At 69.3% G+C, this 16,813-nt stretch carries 20 protein-coding genes; 10 read left to right on the plus strand and 10 right to left on the minus strand.

Annotated elements, in window-relative coordinates:
- Positions 1-47: 47 nt before the first annotated feature.
- The 3 genes from P1K31_RS05580 to P1K31_RS05590 all read right to left on the minus strand — a co-directional run bounded on the left by P1K31_RS05580 (position 48) and on the right by P1K31_RS05590 (position 2,396).
- On the minus strand, positions 48-1,304 hold the full coding sequence (locus tag P1K31_RS05580; RefSeq protein WP_276305294.1) for a M20 family metallopeptidase: 1,257 nt from the start codon (positions 1,302-1,304) through the stop codon (positions 48-50).
- A 149-nt stretch (positions 1,305-1,453) separates the two neighbouring features.
- Positions 1,454-2,038, minus strand: coding sequence for a DsrE/DsrF/DrsH-like family protein (locus P1K31_RS05585; protein ID WP_276305295.1), 585 nt, complete (start codon positions 2,036-2,038; stop codon positions 1,454-1,456).
- Between the two features lie 115 nt (positions 2,039-2,153).
- Positions 2,154-2,396 (minus strand): sulfurtransferase TusA family protein, encoded by a 243-nt coding sequence (locus tag P1K31_RS05590; RefSeq protein ID WP_276305296.1) that lies wholly within the window; start codon positions 2,394-2,396, stop codon positions 2,154-2,156.
- Between the two features lie 204 nt (positions 2,397-2,600).
- Between P1K31_RS05590 and P1K31_RS05595 the strand changes: the two genes are divergently transcribed.
- From P1K31_RS05595 to P1K31_RS05605, 3 genes are read left to right on the plus strand one after another with little or no spacing between them, the layout of a single operon-like run.
- Positions 2,601-3,782, plus strand: a complete 1,182-nt coding sequence (locus P1K31_RS05595; RefSeq protein WP_276305297.1) for an MBL fold metallo-hydrolase — start codon at positions 2,601-2,603, stop codon at positions 3,780-3,782.
- 1 nt (position 3,783) lies between these two features.
- A complete protein-coding gene (locus tag P1K31_RS05600; RefSeq protein WP_276305298.1) occupies positions 3,784-4,278 on the plus strand; it encodes a YeeE/YedE family protein in 495 nt (164 codons plus the stop codon).
- Positions 4,275-4,739: a DUF6691 family protein gene (locus P1K31_RS05605; RefSeq protein WP_276305299.1), complete on the plus strand. Its 465-nt coding sequence runs from the start codon at positions 4,275-4,277 to the stop codon at positions 4,737-4,739. The genes P1K31_RS05600 and P1K31_RS05605 overlap by 4 nt, the downstream gene beginning before the upstream one ends.
- Before the next feature lie 271 nt (positions 4,740-5,010).
- On the opposite strand, the gene lipP1 is transcribed toward P1K31_RS05605, so the two are convergent.
- Positions 5,011-5,955: a LipP1 family hormone-sensitive lipase gene (lipP1, locus tag P1K31_RS05610; protein WP_276305300.1), complete on the minus strand. Its 945-nt coding sequence runs from the start codon at positions 5,953-5,955 to the stop codon at positions 5,011-5,013.
- Between the two features lie 91 nt (positions 5,956-6,046).
- Here lipP1 and P1K31_RS05615 point away from each other — a divergent pair, with 91 nt between their 5' ends.
- A complete protein-coding gene (locus P1K31_RS05615) occupies positions 6,047-6,919 on the plus strand; it encodes a cell division protein CdpA domain-containing protein (protein ID WP_276305301.1) in 873 nt (290 codons plus the stop codon).
- Between the two features lie 90 nt (positions 6,920-7,009).
- Positions 7,010-8,101 carry a disk-shape morphogenesis protein volactin gene (locus P1K31_RS05620; RefSeq protein WP_276305302.1) on the plus strand — a complete coding sequence of 364 codons (1,092 nt, stop codon included), beginning with the start codon at positions 7,010-7,012 and terminating at the stop codon, positions 8,099-8,101.
- On the opposite strand, the gene P1K31_RS05625 is transcribed toward P1K31_RS05620, so the two are convergent.
- On the minus strand, positions 8,098-8,268 hold the full coding sequence (locus P1K31_RS05625) for a hypothetical protein (RefSeq protein ID WP_276305303.1): 171 nt from the start codon (positions 8,266-8,268) through the stop codon (positions 8,098-8,100). The genes P1K31_RS05620 and P1K31_RS05625 overlap by 4 nt on opposite strands.
- A gap of 122 nt (positions 8,269-8,390) precedes the next feature.
- Here P1K31_RS05625 and P1K31_RS05630 point away from each other — a divergent pair, with 122 nt between their 5' ends.
- Positions 8,391-9,017: an METTL5 family protein gene (locus P1K31_RS05630; RefSeq protein ID WP_276305304.1), complete on the plus strand. Its 627-nt coding sequence runs from the start codon at positions 8,391-8,393 to the stop codon at positions 9,015-9,017.
- 1 nt (position 9,018) lies between these two features.
- Here the strand turns inward: P1K31_RS05630 and P1K31_RS05635 are convergent, their stop codons facing one another.
- Positions 9,019-10,647 carry a rhomboid family intramembrane serine protease gene (locus P1K31_RS05635; protein ID WP_276305305.1) on the minus strand — a complete coding sequence of 543 codons (1,629 nt, stop codon included), beginning with the start codon at positions 10,645-10,647 and terminating at the stop codon, positions 9,019-9,021.
- 68 nt (positions 10,648-10,715) lie between these two features.
- Positions 10,716-11,798: a phosphotransferase family protein gene (locus P1K31_RS05640; RefSeq protein ID WP_276305306.1), complete on the minus strand. Its 1,083-nt coding sequence runs from the start codon at positions 11,796-11,798 to the stop codon at positions 10,716-10,718.
- A 132-nt stretch (positions 11,799-11,930) separates the two neighbouring features.
- On the opposite strand from P1K31_RS05640, the gene P1K31_RS05645 reads away from it, so the two are divergent.
- From P1K31_RS05645 to P1K31_RS05655, 3 genes are all read left to right on the plus strand, one after another.
- Positions 11,931-13,139, plus strand: a complete 1,209-nt coding sequence (locus P1K31_RS05645) for an acyl-CoA dehydrogenase family protein (protein ID WP_276305307.1) — start codon at positions 11,931-11,933, stop codon at positions 13,137-13,139.
- 159 nt (positions 13,140-13,298) lie between these two features.
- Positions 13,299-14,045: an SIR2 family NAD-dependent protein deacylase gene (locus tag P1K31_RS05650; RefSeq protein ID WP_276305308.1), complete on the plus strand. Its 747-nt coding sequence runs from the start codon at positions 13,299-13,301 to the stop codon at positions 14,043-14,045.
- Between the two features lie 34 nt (positions 14,046-14,079).
- The gene (locus P1K31_RS05655; RefSeq protein ID WP_276305309.1) at positions 14,080-14,481 is read left to right on the plus strand and encodes a cupin domain-containing protein; all 402 of its coding nucleotides are present in this window, start codon (positions 14,080-14,082) and stop codon (positions 14,479-14,481) included.
- A 9-nt stretch (positions 14,482-14,490) separates the two neighbouring features.
- Here the strand turns inward: P1K31_RS05655 and P1K31_RS22035 are convergent, their stop codons facing one another.
- On the minus strand, positions 14,491-14,649 hold the full coding sequence (locus tag P1K31_RS22035; RefSeq protein ID WP_438268318.1) for a DUF7563 family protein: 159 nt from the start codon (positions 14,647-14,649) through the stop codon (positions 14,491-14,493).
- 65 nt (positions 14,650-14,714) lie between these two features.
- Positions 14,715-14,960 carry a glutaredoxin family protein gene (locus tag P1K31_RS05660; protein WP_276305310.1) on the minus strand — a complete coding sequence of 82 codons (246 nt, stop codon included), beginning with the start codon at positions 14,958-14,960 and terminating at the stop codon, positions 14,715-14,717.
- Positions 14,961-15,036: 76 nt separating this feature from the next.
- On the opposite strand from P1K31_RS05660, the gene P1K31_RS05665 reads away from it, so the two are divergent.
- Positions 15,037-15,507: a peroxiredoxin family protein gene (locus P1K31_RS05665; protein ID WP_276305311.1), complete on the plus strand. Its 471-nt coding sequence runs from the start codon at positions 15,037-15,039 to the stop codon at positions 15,505-15,507.
- 19 nt (positions 15,508-15,526) lie between these two features.
- Here the strand turns inward: P1K31_RS05665 and P1K31_RS05670 are convergent, their stop codons facing one another.
- Complete coding sequence (locus P1K31_RS05670) at positions 15,527-16,750, minus strand: acyl-CoA dehydrogenase family protein (RefSeq protein WP_276305312.1); 1,224 nt, start codon at positions 16,748-16,750, stop codon at positions 15,527-15,529.
- Positions 16,751-16,813 lie beyond the last annotated feature (63 nt).

Below are 16,813 nucleotides of genomic sequence, written 5' to 3' on the forward strand. Positions count from 1 at the left end.
GGATCGGTGTATAGACCGTCGTTCGGGCGGAGCACCGTCGCGGGCGGTCACTCGGCCAGGTCGGCGTACGCGTACGGGATCCGCGCGTACGTTATCGCGTTACCGACCAGCGCGCCGGTAGTCGTGTACTCGTCGACGGCGTGCACCGTGTCGGTCCCGAGGGCGAACTCGACGGTCGGAATCCCCGCCCGTCGGAGCTTCTTCGCGTCGCCGCCGCCGGTCGCGCTCCGTCGGTACACCCGTCCGCCGGTCACGTCTTCCGCGACCGCCGTCACGGCTTCGACGAGCGGACTGTCGATCGCCTCGGCGGTACCGACGCTCCACGAGATGTCGGTCAGTGTCACGCCCTCGCACCCGTCTACACACTCGCGGACGTCGGAGAGCACGTCGGGCGTGTACACTCCCGCGGTCAACCGGATGTCGATCTCGGCGCGCGCGGACTGCGGAACGCTGTTGATCGCCTCGCCGCCCGCGATCCGTCCGAGATTGATCGTCGGATATTCGAACAGTCGACGCGCCGTCGATTCGCCCATCATCGGTTCGTAGTACTCGACGGACTCGTCGACGATCCGCTCTATCGCGGGAACGATCGTCAGCGCCCGCGTCCCGAGCCCCCCTCGCAACTCGGTGACGGCGTCGTACAGCCGATCGATCGCGTTCACGCCGAGCATCGGCCGCGAGCCGTGTGCGGCCTCCCCGCGGGCCTCGAGCGTCAGCCAGATGCTGCCGCGATCGGCGACCGTCACTGAATGGCGACCCTCCTCGCAGGTCGGTTCGCCGATGACGCACGCGTCGGCCCGGATTCGGTCCACGTCGAGGAGGGCCGGCAGGCCGGCGTCGCCGCCGATCTCCTCGTCGCTGACGAGGGCGAAACGGAGAGTGACCGGCGGCGTCGTCCCCGTTTCGACGTACGCGCGAGCGGTCGCCAGCATCGAGGCCACCGCGCCCTTCATGTCCGTGGCACCGCGGCCGTACAGCCGATCCCCGTCGCGCCCGCCCAGCGGGTCGCGGGTCCACTCGTCGGCGTCGAAGGGGACGGTATCGACGTGACCGTTGAAACAGAGCGCGCGGTCGCGTTCCCCCGGCAGCGTCGCGAGGAGGTTCGGCTTCGCCGGATCGACGGCGTACCGGGCCGTCGGCAGTCCGAGCGCCTCGAAGCGGGCGTCGAGCCAGTCGACTATCTCGCGGGTCCGCCCGGGCGGGTTCTGCGTGTCGAACTCGAGGAGTTCTCGCGCGCGAGTGACGAGGTACTCTCGACGCTCGCGCAGGAACGTCACCGGCGGTTGGGGTGTCGGGGGATCCATCGGCGCTCGTAGAGCCTACGGGACGCGTCCCGATACGTCTCTTCCCGCTCGCGGCCGTACGGGTAGCCGCCGGCAGAGCGCGGCCTTCATGCGGGCTCGGCGTGCGATTCGACACCCCGTGATGGAGTAGTCGACCGACGCGGCATCCGCTAGACGAGCAGTTGGACATCGGCGTCCGCCATGGCCCGAATCGCCGTGGCGGCACCGACGCCGGTGGTGACGCCGTCGTAGAAGTCGTCCTCGTCGTATCCCATCAGGTCGATCGTCACCTGGCAGGCCTGGAACTCGACGCCCATCTCCAGTGAGGTCTCGAGGAGTTCCTCGATGCTGGCGGTGTCGTTGTCCTCGATCCGCCTCTCCATCATCTTCGTCGTCACGCTGTCCATCCCGGGGAGCGCACCGATCGCGTTCGGCACCGGCACGTTGGGATTGCCGACCGAACTCAGCTTGAGGTTCTTCGAGCGCTCCTCGTGGAGGACGTCGAGCCCCCAGAAGGTGTGAAACACCGTCACCTCCCACCCGAAGGCGGCGGCCGTGCTCGCGAGGATGAGCGGCGGGTACGCCATGTCGAGCGTGCCCTTCGTCGCGATGATCGACATCTTCGGTTGTCCGCCGTCGTCCTCAGTGCGGAGGTCGGCGAGTTCCGACTCGAGTTCCTCGATGCGGGACTCTAGCGCGGCCACGTCGGCGTCGGACGTCGCGTCGGTCGGCGGTGTGGGCGTGTCAGAGCTCATGATCAGACATCGAACACCCGGTCGGCGTCGTCGAGTTCGTCGAGGGGGTTCGTGGCCATCGCGGGGCTATTCGGGCTGTCGTCGGGAACGGTGATCGCGATCTCGTCCATCGATCTCACTCCGTCCTGCGGACGTAGTGCCTGTACACGTCGTCGCCCTCCGCTTGGTCGAGGAGTTCGACGCCGTCGGTGCTCTCGGCCCAACCGGCGATGTCGCTCACGCTTCCGGGGTCCGTCGCGATGACCTCGAGGACGTCGTCCGCGGCGAGCCGGTCCACCGCCCGCTTGGTCTTGACGACGGGCATCGGGCAGTTCTGTCCTTTGACGTCGAGCGTCTCCGTCACGTCGTGCTGCGTCATGGTATTGACTTCACCACCCAATATCGGAGCCGGAGGTAAAAGCGTATCGTCGGAAGTTCTAAATTTGCACACAACTGTATCCCCAATATCCTCGTTTCAGAGGTATTGAGCGGTTTTATGCGGCTACAGCGCGATTGATATTGTGCACATATAGAACTACTATGCAAAGCCTTATCTGGAGCGCGTCGTTAGCCACGAGTGACGATGACCGACGAAACCCTCACCGACTCTGAAGGAGACGTCGAATCGATCGCCCCCGAGAGACTGAAGGAGCGCATCGACGGCGGCGAGGAGGTGTTTATCCTCGACGCGCGCTCGGAGGGGGACTTCGAGGAGTGGCGCATCGGCGGCGAGACCGTCGAGGTCGTGAACTACCCGTACTTCCAGCTGCTGGACGGAATCCCCGAGGACCTGCTCGCGGAGCTTCCCGACGACCGGGAGATCACGGTACTCTGTGCGAAGGGCGGGGCGAGCGAGCTAGTCGCCGAGCACCTCGAGGCGGAGGGCTACGACGTCAATCACCTCGAACGCGGGATGAAGGGCTGGGCGCGCGTCTACGAGTACGCGGAACTCGACGTCGACGCCGACGCCACGGTCGCCCAGTACCGGCGGCCGTCCAGCGGCTGTCTGGCGTACCTCGTCGTCTCCGACGGGGAAGCCGCCGTCGTCGACCCGCTCCGCGCGTTCACGGAGGAGTACATCCAGGACGCACGTACCCTCGGTGCCGAACTCGCGTACGCGCTCGATACGCACGTCCACGCGGATCACGTCTCCGGCGTCCGCGACCTCGCCGAGGAGACCGGCGCGACGGCGGTTCTCCCCCGACCCGCCGCCGACCGGGGCGTGACGTACGACGTCCCCTACGAGACGGTCGCGGACGGCGACACCCTCACCGTCGGCGAGGTCGAGATCGAGGTCGTCCACACGCCCGGGCACACGACCGGCATGACCGCGTACGGGGTCGGAAACGTCCTGTTCACGGGCGACGGACTCTTCACGGAGAGCGTCGCCCGACCCGACCTCGAGGATCCCGAAGCCGCGAGGAACGCGGCGCGGACGCTCCACGAGAGCCTCCACGGGAAGGTCCTGACCCGGCCCGACGACGCGATCGTCGCGCCGGCGCACTTCAGCGACGCCGCGACCTCCGACGACGACGGCACCTACACGGCCGAACTCGGCGATCTGATGGAGCGGATGGACGCGCTCTCGATGGACGAAGACGAGTTCGTCGAGTTCGTCGTCTCCGACATGCCCCCGCGTCCCGCCAACTACGAGGGGATCGTCGCCACGAACCTCGGACGGCAGTCGCCCGACGACGAGGAGGCGTTCGAGCTCGAACTCGGCCCGAACAACTGCGCGGCCAGCGAGGGAGCGCTGACGAACTGAGATGGACGCGCTCACGCCCTCGGTCGCGCTCGCAGAGCTCTTCCCGCGGGGAATCCTGCCGTATCTCCTCGGCGGATCGCTCGTCGGCCTCGGGGCCGCGGTCATCTACCTCGGGACGGGGATCATCGCCGGGGCGAGCACGTTCCTCGAGTCGACGCTGTCGTACGTCTCGGACGTCCCGCGGTTCAACCGCTTCGCGTACGTCCGGTCGCGTGGCTGGCGGCTCGTGTTCACCGCGGGCATCGTCAGCGGCGCGGCGATCTGGGGGATCGTACTGAACCCCGGGACCTGGACGACCGAGGTCCAGTGGTGGCGGCTGCTGGGCGGCGGGTTCCTCGTCGGCGTCGGCACGCGCCTCGGCAAGGGCTGCACCTCGGGCCACGGCGTCTACGGGATCGGCTCGCTGTCGAACACGTCGCTCGTGAACGTCGCGACCTTCCTCGCCGTGGCCATCGGGACCGCCCAGCTCGTCCGGGCGCTGGGGGTGACGCCGTGAGTGAAAGCGAACGGCGTCCGCTGTTCCTGGCCGTGATCTACCTCGGGGGGCTGCCCTTCGGCTTCGGCCTCGCGATCAGCGGGATGGCCCGGCCGGAGGTCGTGCTGGACTTCCTCCAGTTCGAGGACTTCGGCCTTCTGTTCGTCATGGGCGGCGCGGCGGTCGTGACCGGGATCACCGTCGCCGTCGCCACGGGCTCCTTCGACCGCGCGCCGCTGACTGCGCGCGAGTACACGCGCCGGACCAGGGAGTTCGACCGCAACGTCGTCGTCGGCGGGACGATCTTCGGCGTCGGCTGGGGGCTCTCGGGCGTCTGTCCGGGTGCCGCCTACGCGAGCGTCGGGATCGGGAACTACCCGATCCTGTGGGCCGTCGCGGGGATGTTCCTCGGCGCGTACGCCCAGGGGTACTGGCGGACCGTCCGGGCGTCGAGGTCCGCTGCGGTGGCGACGGACGACTGACCTCCCCGGTACGCCATCCGGGCGAACGCGCGACTGTCGACACCGTCGCCCGATCCGGCAGGGGTCTTATCGAACCGAGGGTCTACCCGGCCGGCGATTCCACGTGGTGTCGTTCCTCCCGCTCTACGGGGCCGGTGAGGGACAGACCGCGACGGTCGCGGGGCGCATCGGCAACGCACGCGCCTCGACGCACCCTTCCGGCGGCGACTCCCCGTCGCCGTCCCGGAGCACGTCGCCGCCGTGGCGTCGGTCGCGACCGTGCGCTGACCGCTCACCCCGAGTAGAACGCCTCCTCGAGATCCGCGGCGACGTCGTCGAGCGCCTCGTCCGCGGCGTCGAGGTAGTCCGGGAGGCTCACGAAGCCGTGGATCATCCCCTCGTAGTGGTAGTCGGTGACCGGAACCTCCGCCTCGGCCAGGCGGTTCGCGTACTCGCGGCCCTCGTCGCGCAGCGGGTCGAACCCGGCGGTGACGACCGTCGCGGGCGGGAGGCCGGAGAGGTCGCGCGCGAGCAGCGGCGCGGCGTACTCGTTGCGCTGGTCCGCGGCGCGGGCGACGTACCGCTCGTAGAACCACGCCACGCTCTCGCGTTCGAGGAAGTACCCCTCGCCGTTCTCCTCGTAGCTGTCGAAGTCGTGGACGACCGGGGAGGCGACGGCGGGGTAGACGAGCACCTGTCGGGCGATCTCCGGCCCGCCGCGGTCGCGCGCCATGAGCGTCGCCCCGGCGGTGAGGTTGCCGCCCGCGCTGTCGCCCCCGACGGCGATCCGCCCGGGGTCCACGCCGACGGTGTCGCCGTGCGCCGCGGTCCACTCGACGGCTGCGTAGGCGTCGTCGAGGGCGGCCGGGAAGGGGTGTTCCGGCGCGAGGCGGTAGTCGACGCTCAGGACGGCGCAGCCGACGCGGTTCACCAGCCCCCGACAGACGTCGTCGACGGTGTCGAGGCTGCCGATGACCCAGCCGCCGCCGTGGAGGTAGACCAGCGCGGGGTGCGGGCCCTCTCCCTCGGGGAGGTAGAGCCGGACCGGGACGTCCTCGTCCGGACCGGGGATCGAGAAGTCGGCCACGTCGCCGACCGGTTCCGGGTCCTCGTTGGCGAAGAACGATTCGAGCGCGTCGCGGGCGCTCGGAACCGACAGCGCGTACGTCGGCGGCCGCGGGATCGAGTCGAGGAGGTCGAGGACGGCCTGCGCCTGCGGATCGGGTTCGCGGGACATGGCCGTAACTGGCACACTGCCGACTTAACTCTCAGCGAGAATACGCGGCGGGAGAAAAGTCATATACTTCGATACGTATTGTGACGCAATCATGGATGACGCGCGGGCGACCGGCAGTCTCGTGGCGTGGTATCGACGACACATCGGCGAACCGGAGCGGCGCGTGGACGTCTACCTCGGGTTCGCGCTGTTCTTCGGCGGGCTCGGGCTCGGCCTCTCGGGGCTCGCGCTGTTCGTCTACGAGGGGACGCTCCCGGGGCCGGGGAAGACGTACTGGTTCCGCGAGATCGCGTTCGCGGTCGGCGCGAGCGGGCTCCCGACGCTCCTGCTCGGCGTCACCGTCCTGCTCCCCGTGGAGCGGCGGGCGCGGTACGCCGCGCTGGGCGGCGCGACGATCTGTCTCGTCGCCGTCGCCCTGTTCGTGGGCACCTATCCCTACCAGTGGGACGTGCGCGGGGGACCCGACTACAGCGTACAGGGCGTGGGCATCTACGCGGTCGGGCTGGTCGCCGTCGTCGCGGCGACGGCCGCGGCGCTGGTCAGTTACCACGTCGAACGGGCTCTGCCGACAGAGAGCGGAGACGAGACGTCCCCGGATCCGGAGGTGCCCGACGAGCAGGTCCGGCACGACATCGACGACGCGCTCGCGAGCGCCGAGCTCTCGTGGGGCGGGGTGCGAAAGGTAGAGACGCAGCGGATACAGTTCGGCGAGTCCGCGGCGACGGAGTCGATCGATCGGTCCGGTCTCGAGGGCGTCGCGCCGACATCCCACCGTTCGGAGGGGGTGGACGGCGCGGTCGCGGGGCTGAAGCGGCTGCGCGGAAACGAGGACCGGACGGCCCGCGGCGGTGGGACGGACGATCAGACGGCGGCGCTGCGACAGCTTCGCGAGCGACAGGCGTCGGGGCCGGAGACGCCGCCGTCGCTCGTCGAACGTCTCAGGGGACTGTTGCGGCAGGGATAGGCCAGATAGTCATTGATTAATTACAATCACCCTATCGTTATGTTCTCTATCCACAGTAAGTTTATTACGCTGTAGTGATACGGCCCGACTATGGCAAAGGGGCTAGACGTCGGCACGATGAACATCATCTCGGGGAAGCAGGACGCGGAGGAGACGGTGTTCGTACAGCAGCGCAACTCGTTCGTCGAGATCGAGTACTCGGACATGGCGGAGCAGATGCTCTCGCGGAGCGACGTCCTCCACATCCGGAAGGACGACGCGGTGTACGTCGTCGGCGACGACGCGCTCAGCTTCGCGAACATCTTCAAGCAGGAGACGCGCCGCCCGATGCGGCGGGGCATCCTCTCGAGCGACGAGAAGAGCGCCATTCCGATGATGAAGCTCATCATCGAGCAGGTGGCGGGGGAGCCGACCCGGCCGGGCGAGCGCATCCACTACTCGGTTCCCGCCGACCCCATCGACTCGGACGTCTCGGTGCTCTACCACCAGAAGACGCTCGAGTCGTTCCTCGGCGACGCCGGGTACGACCCCGAACCGATCAACGAGGGGATGGCGGTCATCTACTCCGAACTCGCGGACAACAACTTCACCGGCCTCGGCATCAGCTTCGGTGCGGGCATGACGAACGTCTGTCTCGCCTACTACGCGGTGCCCGTGATGACCTTCTCTATCGCCCGCGGGGGCGACTGGATCGACGAGCAGGCCGCGCGGGCGACGGGCAAGCCCATCGACAAGGTCACCTCCATCAAGGAGGACGACTTCGAACTCGACTTCCGCACGGACGTCGGGGGCGTCGAGGGCGCGCTCGCCATCTACTACGAGAACCTGCTCGACTACGTCATCGAGAACATCACCCGCGAGGTGGACGAGGAGGACATCGAGGAGGGCCTCGACGTGCCCGTCGTCGTCACGGGCGGCACGTCGAGTCCGCGCGGCTTCGAGGCGCTATTCGCGGACCACCTGGAGGACGCGAACATTCCGTTCTCCATCAGCGACGTGCGCAGCGCGCGCGAACCGCTCTACAGCGTCGCCCGCGGCGCGCTCGTCGCTGCCCGGAGCGAGGAGGCGGAGGAGGGAAGCGGCTCTCCGAACCGGAGCGAAGCGGTCGAGCGATCCGTCTCGGACGGCGAGTCAGAGGGGGACGCGGACGCGGAGGAGGAAGCCGCCTCGGCGGAGAACTAACCGCCCCGGCGGAAACGCGCGAGCGCTGCCTCCCAGCTCTCGCGCTCCCGTCGCTCGCTCCTGTGCTCCACCGTCACGCCCAGGTAGCCGCAGGCCCGACAGGCCAGCGCCGTCTCCCCGTCGAGGGCGTACCGTTCGAGTGTCGAGTCGCACCGCGGACAGGTCATGGTACCCGATAGGTCCCGGGGAAGATGAATCTATCCGACGGGGAACGAACGAAGGAGGAAGAGCGGACGGGTGGAAAGGACGGATGGAAAGCCTTGTTCGCGCGCGCGCCGTCCCGACCGGCATGGCGCGACGCACGCTCGAACGCGCGCTCGAATCGGTCGCGGGGTTCGACGACCCGCGCGTCGAGTGGGAGCAGTACCCCACGCCCGCGGACGTCGCCGCCCACCTCGTCCACCTCGCGTCCCTGCGGGGCGATCTCGGAGGGACGACCCTCGACCTCGGGTGCGGGACGGGGGTGCTCGCCCTCGGGGCGGCGCTCGCGAGCGCGGAGACGGTAGTCGGGGTGGACCGGGATCCGGCGGCGCTCGCGGTCGCCCGCGGGAACGCGACACGCCTGGACGCGGCGGCGCGCGTCGAGTGGGTGCTCGCCGACGCGACCCGACCGCCGATCTGTCTCAACTCACGCTCGCGGCCCGTGACCGTCCTGATGAATCCGCCGTTCGGGGCGCAACGCGGGAACCGCCACGCCGACCGCGCCTTCCTCGCCGCCGTCGCGGAGGTCGCCGACGTCTCCTACTCGATCCACAACGCGGACAGTCGGGAATTCGTCGAGGCGTTCGCCGCGGACGAGGGCGGCGAGGTCACCGACGCCTTCGCGGCCGCCCTCGACGTGGACCGGCAGTTCGACTTCCACGGGGAGGCCCGGCGGACCATCGAGACGGAGGTCTACCGGATCGAGTGGCGGTGACTCACCCCTTCGTCGCCACCCGGACCCGCGAGTCGGCCGTCGTCGCGTAGACGCGGTCCTCCTCGCGCACGAAGGTGAGGTTCCCGGCGCTCGTCGTCGCGTTCTCGCGGGGGATCGGGGCCGATCCGAGGGCCCGTCCACCGCTCTCGACGCGCAGCGCGAACGGCTCGCCGGGGACGAGCGTGACCGTCCGCCCCTCGACGGTCGGTTCGGCACGAACCGACGGGCTGACGTAGGCGAGCTTGCGCCGGTCGCCGTGCTCGAAGTGGACGGTGTAGGTCGTCTCGTTGCCGACGGCGCTCCAGGCGGTCCGGTTGACGGTGATCGCCTCACGCCAGCCGAGGCCGCCGACGTAGATCCGGCGCGTCCCGTCGTGGGCGAGGCGGTCCTCCGGGACCACCTCCCACCAGATGTTGCGCTCGGGGCTGACGACGATGACGCCGCTCGCGTTGACGGCCGTCTCCCCCCTGAACGCTGGAACGTCGACCGCGGAGACGTACTGATTGGGGACGCCCTCCGCGTAGAAGACGGTGTAGTCGCCCACCGAGAGGCTGTTGTCCTCGTTCACGCCCACCGCCGCGTCCGCGACGACGAAGAGGTTGAACGGGATCGCGACGAGCGCGAGCGCCAGCACGATCGCCACCACCAGCCCGAACGAAGCCTCCCGCGAGGAGAGATCGAGGCGTTCGACGAGCGGCGCATCGCTCGCGCGCGCGGCGGACGCGACCACGAGGGCGACGGCGAACGCGAGCGTCACGCCGACGGCGCGGTAGAGCGTGTACTGCCCGCCGCCCCGCGGGAGGTAGATCGCCCAGAGCCCCTGGGAGACGACGAACAGCAGGACCCCGAGCCAGACGCGGGCCGCCGACGGGCGCTCGTCCCGGAGGTCGAACAGGAGCGCGCCGAGCAGCGCGCCGGTGAACAGCCCGAACGCGTGGCCCTGCACGGCGATGTCGGCCCACCACGGCGTGACGTAGGTGGAGTGGCCCCCCTGCGTGAACGCCGGCATCCGGATCGCGTTGTAGCCGAGCGAGAGGAGGTCGCCGACCAGCAGCGCGACGAGGGTGCCGATGGGGTAGCGGAGCAGCGCGAACCCCGCGAGGGCGAAGACCACGCCCGAGAAACCGATCGAGGGACCGAGCGCGAAGATCCCCGTCAGGACGCCGACGAGCAGGGCCGCGGCGACGAACGCGCCGACGCGGACGAACGGGTTCGTCCGCCATCCGGTGAACGTCTGCGCGCCGCGCTCCCGAGGGTAGTGCCCCCACGCGTACTCGGCGACCGTCCCGAGCGTCAGCGTCGCGATCAGGTTCCCGAGCAGGTGGTCGAAGCTCGCGTGCGCGAACGGGGAAACGAGCACGCCCACCGGGTAGAAGTACGACCACGAGCGGTACGGGATGACCGTCGGCGCGTACGGGTGTGCGAGGCCGTCCTGGACGAACAGGTAGACCCCGGCGACGAACGCCGAGACGGCGAGCGTTCCCCACGGAACGCCGAGCAGGAGTCTGCGTCGGACCGAGTGCCGCAGGTCGCCGTCGACGAACGTGCGGAGCGCGAGGAGCGAGGCTATCGCGGCGACGACGAGAAGGAGCCGCTGGAGGAGGAGCCAGTACCAGTCGAGAGCCGCCATGGGTACCGTCCGACGTGGACCGTCTTAATTACGAGTGACGGGGGGCGTGATCGCCGGGGACGCCCGACTCAGAGGGGTTCCTCCCCGTCGATGATGCGCCGGGCGCGGGTCGCCAGTTGCGGGACGCCCTCGCGCATCTTCGGGTACATCGGATCGTCCGAGTTACCCTCGAGGTAGCGACGGAAGAACATCTCCCCGAGCCCGGCGAGCTTGTAGACCGCGAGCGTCCGGTAGAAGCGGTCCTCCTCCTCGCCGTAGGTGACGCCGGTCCGCGCCTCGTAGCGCTCGACCAGTTCGCGGCGGGTCGGGTAGCCCTCGCGGGTCATGAACGTCGAGGTGAGCGTGTCCGTCGCGTCGGGTGGGGCGGGGTCACCCTCGTCCCACCAGTAGGAGAGCATCCAACCCAGGTCGGTGAGCGGGTCGCCGAGCGTGCTCATCTCCCAGTCGAAGACGGCGACGATCTCGGGGTCGTCGCCGGGGCCGTACATGACGTTGTCGAGCTTGTAGTCGCCGTGGACGAGCGCGGTGGGCGCGTCGTCCGGGACGTTGTCGGAGAGCCACTCCATCACGCCGTACAGTTCGGGCACCTCGCGCTCCTCGGCGGTGACGTCGAACGCCCACATGAGCTGCTCGGACCAGCGCTTAACCTGTCGCTCGGTGAACCCGGGCGGGTAGCCGAGGTCGTCGAGCCCGACCGCCTCGTAGTCCACCCCGTGTATGATGGCGAGCGTGTCGACGAGTTCCTCGCCGACCCGCCGTCGCGCGTCCGGCGTCGCGAACCGGTCGGGTTCGTTCCCCCGGAAGACGTCCCCCTCGACGCGCTCCATGACGTAGAAGTCGCTGCCCATGATCGCGTGGTCGTCGCAGGCGAGGACCGTCCGCGGGAGCGGCACGTCGGTCCCCTGGAGGGCATCGACGACGCGGTGTTCCCGGAGCACGTCGTGGGCGTTCTCCGCGATCTCACCCGGCGGCGGCCGCCGGATGACGAGCTCGCGCTCGCCCCACGTGACGAACAGCGTCTCGTTCGAGTGGCCCTCCCTGTGGTGTTCAACGTGGAACTCCGCCGCGGGACCGAGCTCCGCCTCGAGGTAGTCCGCGAGCCGGTCGGGATCGACGATGCGCTCGAAGTAGTCCTCGCTACCCTCGCTCATGTGACAGACCTCCCATTGTTCACGATCTCGCGGTGCGAGTACGAATAAGTTTGCGCTCGAACGACATCCGTCGAACAGCGTTCAGCGATGATCGACCTATCCATTTACAATGGTGTACCCGTAGTTGCGGGTATGGAGTACCACGACTCACCGGAGGCGAAGGAACTCAGAGATCGCGCGGGCGAGTTCATGAGCGAGGTCGTCGTCCCGACCGAACGCGAGTACCAGCGCGAGGGATCGGTCCCCGACTCCGTCGTCGCCGACCTCCGCGAGGAGGCCCGCGACCGCGGCGTCTACTGCCCGCAGATCGGCGAGGAGTGGGGCGGAATGGGCGTCGCCTTCAGGGATGTCCTCCCGCTGTTCGAGGAGGCGGGGCGGTCGATCCTCGGCGCGCCGGCCATGCGCGTCGCCGCGCCGGACGAGGGGAACATGCACACGATCGAACTGGTGGGCACCGAGGAGCAGAAGGAGGAGTACCTGAAGCCGCTGGTCGCCGGCGACATCGTCTCGGCGTTCTCGATGACCGAGCCCAAGCAGGGTGCGGGCTCCGATCCCAAGATGATGCGGACGACCGCCCGCAAGGAGGGTGACGAGTGGGTGATCGACGGCCACAAGTGGTGGACCACCCAGGGGAGCGAGGCCGACGTGCTGATCGTCATGGCGCGCACCGACATGGACGCCCACCCCTACGCCGGTACGTCGCTCTTTCTCGTCCCCGCCGACGCCGACGGCGTGAATATCGTCCGCGACATCCCCCACCTCGGACAGGGCCTCATCCACGAGAGCCACGCCGAGATCGAGTACGACGGCGTGCGAATCCCCGAGGAGAACCTGCTCGGGGAGCTGAACGAGGGGTTCACGCACGCCCAGCAGCGCCTCGGTCCCGCCCGGCTCACCCACTGCATGCGCTTTACCGGCATGGCGACGCGCGCGCTCGACATCGCGAAGGCGTACATGGCCGACCGCGAGGCGTTCGACTCGACGCTCGACGAGAAGCAGTCCCAGCGGTTCAAGGTAGCCGACCACGAGACGCGGCTGCACGCGACGCGGACGATGGTCCGCCACGCCGCCCGCGAGATCACCGAGGGCGGCGAGGCGCGCATCCCCGTCTCGATGTGCAAGGTGTTCGCCGCGAACACCGCCCAGGAGGCCATCGACTTCGCCCTGCAGTCCTGCGGCGGCGCGGGCATCAGCCGCGACCTCCCCATCTCCGACTTCTACCAGGCGGTGCGGGCGTTCCGCATCGTCGACGGCGCGGACGAGGTCCACAGGCGCGTCATCGCCCGCGACGCCTTCGAGGAGGTGGCGGAGGGCGAACTGGAGAACCTCCCCGAGTTCTGAGAGCGCCACGTCTCCTCACGGGGCGACCGCCCGTGAACGGGCGATCCGGGGAGCCCGGCACCGTCGATACCCCCGCCGCTCGATAGTTCCTGATCGGGAACAGTCCGCACCGCCGAGGTCCGCCCGCGCTCTTTTGCGGGCGCGTCCCCTTGCGCGCACATGGACGAGGACGAACTTCGATTCGCGGCGGGCGCGCTGGCCGACGCGGAGCGCGCGGTCGCGATGACGGGCGCGGGGGTGAGCACCGCCTCGGGCATCCCCGACTTCCGCGGACCGGACGGCGTCTGGACGCGCTACGACGCGGAGGACTTCCACATCAGTCGCTTCGAGGCCGACCCCGAGGGGTTCTGGGACGACCGCATCGCCCTCGTCGAGGAGCTGTACGGCGACGGCCGCGAGCCAAACCGCGCCCACGAGGCGCTCGCGGCGCTCGAACGCGAGGGCCACATCGAGGGCGTCATCACGCAGAACGTCGACGGACTCCACCAGGCGGCCGGGAGCGACCGCGTCGTCGAACTCCACGGCAACGGCGAGCGGGTCGCCTGCGTGGACTGCGGCGCGACCGACGGCCTGGACGCGGCGCGGGCCGACGACCTCCCGCCGCGCTGTCGGCGTTGCGGCGGCCTCCTGAAGCCCGACGTGGTGCTCTTCGGCGAACAGCTGCCCGACTACGCCTGGTATCAGGCCCACGCGATGGCCCAGCGCGCGGACGCCGTCCTCGTCGTCGGATCGTCGCTGTCGGTCGAACCCGCCGCCAGCCTGCCCCGCGAGGCCGCCGCGCGCGGCGCGACGCTCGTCGTCGTCAACCGGGAGCGCACCGCCCTCTCGGGGCGAGCCGAGTACGACTTCCGCGCGGACGCGACCGAGGCACTCCCACGCATCCGCGACGCTCTCGCGGACTACTAATTATTTGTAATCGGAGCGCCTGTTCTGTCCCACCATGGGCTACGAGATCGTCCATACCGACGACGTGCCGCTCACCGACCTCTCGCGGGTCGAGGAGATACCGCCGGACCTCGACATCCGTCCGATCGACGAGGCCCTCGAGACGGAGAACCTGAAGGTGAAACTCTGGTACTTCGAACCCGGCGAGGAGATCCAGTACCACGCCCACGCCGAGCAGGAGGAGCTGTACTACATCCTCAAAGGGACGTTCTCGCTCAAGGTCGGTGAGTCCGGTGAGGAGGAGATCGTCGAGGCCGGGCCGGGGACGTTCTACGCCGCCGGGCCGATGACGGGCCACGGTCACCGGAACGTCGGCGACGAGCAGGGGGTCGTCCTCGCGCTCGGCGCGCCGGCGGTCGACGATCCGGGGCTCGACCCCCACAGCCTGGACGAGTAGTCTAGGCGATCAGTTCCCGCGGGACGACCGCGCCTGGCGTATCTCCGCGCCGTCGCGTAACTTGTCCTCACACTGCGGGCAGACGCGGACCGACTCCATCCCCTCCGGGGCGAACACTCGTACGTACGCTTCCGTCACAAACGACTCGCAGTTCTGGCACCTCGGCATCCTCTCCGAGGGTTTCTCACCGCCCTATAAATAGGTGTGTCACTCGGAATGGAATGACAGGGCGGTCACGTCGCGCCGTAGGAGCGTTCGAGGTAGTCGACGATGTTCGCGCTCTCCGACATCGTGAGCCCGCGCTCGTCGTCGACGAGCACCGGGACCGCGCGCTGGCCGGAGACGCGCTTCACCTCGTTTCGCTTCGAGTGCATCCCCTCGACCCAGACGCTCTCGAAGTCGAGGTCGAGTTCGTCGAGTTCGTCGACCACCAGTTCGCAGTACGGACAGCCCTCCAGCCGGTAGAGCGTTCGCGTCATGACCGGTCAGAGGGGCCCCAGTGGTAAAAACCCTCACGACCGCGGGCTTTTCCTTCGCCCCGACGAGAGGTGTGCCATGCCACCGACCCCCGGCGACCGCGCCCCCGACTTCGAATCGCTGCTCTGCACCGGCGAGACGTTCCGCTCGACGCGCCTCTCCGCGGCGTTCGACGGCGGGGGCGTACTCGTCTTCTCGGCGTTCGCGTTCTCCGCCATCGCGGAGAACTGGTGGAAGCGCTACGACCGCGCCGGCTGGGACGAGTTCGACGTGCCCGTCCTCGGCGTCAGCCGGGACGGCCCCTACGCCGTCAACGCCTTCGTCCGCTACCTCGACAGCCCGTTCCGGATGTTCGCGGACGTGGACGGCGCGGCGAGCGAGGCGTACGACCTCCTCACCCCGCGGTCGGGGATGGCGAACGCGTCGACGCCGATGCGGGCCGTCTTCGTCGTCGACGAGGAGCGGACCGTCCGCGACGCGTGGGTGGCCGACGACTGGATCTCGCCCGTCCCGCGCGAAGCGGTCGAGGAGGCGGTCGCCGAGCTGTAGCGCCCGGTTCGGACTGCGACTACCGGAGGCCCATCTGCTTCGCGATGGTGTTGAGCTGTATCTCGTCGGTACCCTCGACGATCCGGAGGATCCGGGCGTGGTGCAGCGCGTCCATGAAGGGATTGTCCTCGCTCAGGCCGTTGCCGCCGTGGACCTGCACCGTCGCGTCCGCGACCTCCCAGAGCGCCCGCGTGGCGAACCACTTGAAGATCGAGGAGTCCTCGATCGCCTCTCGGCCCTCGTCCATCTTCCAGGCGAGCCTATACCCCGCCGCGTCGGCCGCGTAGCTCTTCGCCCGCCCCGCCGCGAGCTTGTGCGAGACGCCCTGAAACGCCCCGATCGGCCGCCCGAACGCCTCCCGATCCCGCGCGTACGCCGTCGCCCGGTCGAGGAGGAACTCGGCTCCCCCGACCGCCTCCGCGCCCAGCTCCATCCGGCCGAGCGAGAGAAAGCCCATCGCCTCGTAGAACGCCTCGTCCGGCGTCCCGAGCACGCGGTCGTCGCCGAGGCGCACGTCGTCGAGGTGGACCTCGGCCTGCCGACCGACGGAGCCGACGGCGTTGTTGAGGCTCCCGACCTCGTACTCCTCGCGCTCGACGAGGAAGCAGGTGATCCCGCCGTAGCGTCCGGCCTCCTCCCGCGGGGTCGTCCGCGCGAACACCTGCAGGAAGTCGGCGTAGGGGGCGTTCGTGATCCACTGCTTCGTACCGTTCAGCACCCACTCGTCGCCGTCGCGCTCGGCGCGCGTCGCCATGGCCGGCGAGTCTGAGCCCGCCGCGGGCTCCGTCTGCGCGAACCCGGCGGACTTCTCGGCGCGCATCGTCGGCTCGAGGTACCGCTCGACCTGCTCGCCCTCCGCCTGGAGGAGCAGCGGCTTCGGCCCCTCCGGCCCCGCGAGGACGTGCCGCGACAGGCCGGGACCGTGGCTCGCGACGTGCTTCTTCGCGCGGTACCACGTCACGTTCGAGACGCCCTCGCCGCCCGCCTCCTCCGGCATGTTCATGGCGTAGAAGCCCGCCTCGGCGCTCCGCCGGCGGATCTCCTCGATCGCCTCCACCACCTCCGGGACGAGGCGGCCGTCCGCCTCGTGGCGCAGGCGCGGGTTCGACCACGTCTCGCCCAGGTCGTCCGAGAGCGTCGCCACCTCCCGCTCGATGAACTCGTCGAGGCTAGATCGGATGAGCCGCCACTCCTCGGTCGTCTCGAAGCTCACGCCCGACGACGGCGCGTCCTGTGTTGCCATACCTCGACGTTCGGGCGGGGAGACTTATACTGTCGGCCGTCCGTCTCTACCGACTGGTCGGTG

Source organism: Halomarina halobia (genome assembly GCF_029338575.1).
In the GTDB taxonomy this organism is placed as follows: domain Archaea; phylum Halobacteriota; class Halobacteria; order Halobacteriales; family Haloarculaceae; genus Halomarina; species Halomarina halobia.

Bases quoted from the DNA above. Each gene is read 5' to 3' on its own strand.
- P1K31_RS05580 (WP_276305294.1), bottom strand. From the start codon at position 1,304: ATGGATCCCCCGACACCCCAACCGCCGGTGACGTTCCTGCGCGAGCGT.
- P1K31_RS05585 (WP_276305295.1), bottom strand. From the start codon at position 2,038: ATGAGCTCTGACACGCCCACACCGCCGACCGACGCGACGTCCGACGCC.
- P1K31_RS05590 (WP_276305296.1), bottom strand. From the start codon at position 2,396: ATGACGCAGCACGACGTGACGGAGACGCTCGACGTCAAAGGACAGAAC.
- P1K31_RS05595 (WP_276305297.1), top strand. From the start codon at position 2,601: ATGACCGACGAAACCCTCACCGACTCTGAAGGAGACGTCGAATCGATC.
- P1K31_RS05600 (WP_276305298.1), top strand. From the start codon at position 3,784: ATGGACGCGCTCACGCCCTCGGTCGCGCTCGCAGAGCTCTTCCCGCGG.
- lipP1 (WP_276305300.1), bottom strand. From the start codon at position 5,955: ATGTCCCGCGAACCCGATCCGCAGGCGCAGGCCGTCCTCGACCTCCTC.
- P1K31_RS05615 (WP_276305301.1), top strand. From the start codon at position 6,047: ATGGATGACGCGCGGGCGACCGGCAGTCTCGTGGCGTGGTATCGACGA.
- P1K31_RS05620 (WP_276305302.1), top strand. From the start codon at position 7,010: ATGGCAAAGGGGCTAGACGTCGGCACGATGAACATCATCTCGGGGAAG.
- P1K31_RS05625 (WP_276305303.1), bottom strand. From the start codon at position 8,268: ATGACCTGTCCGCGGTGCGACTCGACACTCGAACGGTACGCCCTCGAC.
- P1K31_RS05630 (WP_276305304.1), top strand. From the start codon at position 8,391: ATGGCGCGACGCACGCTCGAACGCGCGCTCGAATCGGTCGCGGGGTTC.
- P1K31_RS05635 (WP_276305305.1), bottom strand. From the start codon at position 10,647: ATGGCGGCTCTCGACTGGTACTGGCTCCTCCTCCAGCGGCTCCTTCTC.
- P1K31_RS05640 (WP_276305306.1), bottom strand. From the start codon at position 11,798: ATGAGCGAGGGTAGCGAGGACTACTTCGAGCGCATCGTCGATCCCGAC.
- P1K31_RS05645 (WP_276305307.1), top strand. From the start codon at position 11,931: ATGGAGTACCACGACTCACCGGAGGCGAAGGAACTCAGAGATCGCGCG.
- P1K31_RS05650 (WP_276305308.1), top strand. From the start codon at position 13,299: ATGGACGAGGACGAACTTCGATTCGCGGCGGGCGCGCTGGCCGACGCG.
- P1K31_RS05655 (WP_276305309.1), top strand. From the start codon at position 14,080: ATGGGCTACGAGATCGTCCATACCGACGACGTGCCGCTCACCGACCTC.
- P1K31_RS22035 (WP_438268318.1), bottom strand. From the start codon at position 14,649: ATGCCGAGGTGCCAGAACTGCGAGTCGTTTGTGACGGAAGCGTACGTA.
- P1K31_RS05660 (WP_276305310.1), bottom strand. From the start codon at position 14,960: ATGACGCGAACGCTCTACCGGCTGGAGGGCTGTCCGTACTGCGAACTG.
- P1K31_RS05665 (WP_276305311.1), top strand. From the start codon at position 15,037: ATGCCACCGACCCCCGGCGACCGCGCCCCCGACTTCGAATCGCTGCTC.
- P1K31_RS05670 (WP_276305312.1), bottom strand. From the start codon at position 16,750: ATGGCAACACAGGACGCGCCGTCGTCGGGCGTGAGCTTCGAGACGACC.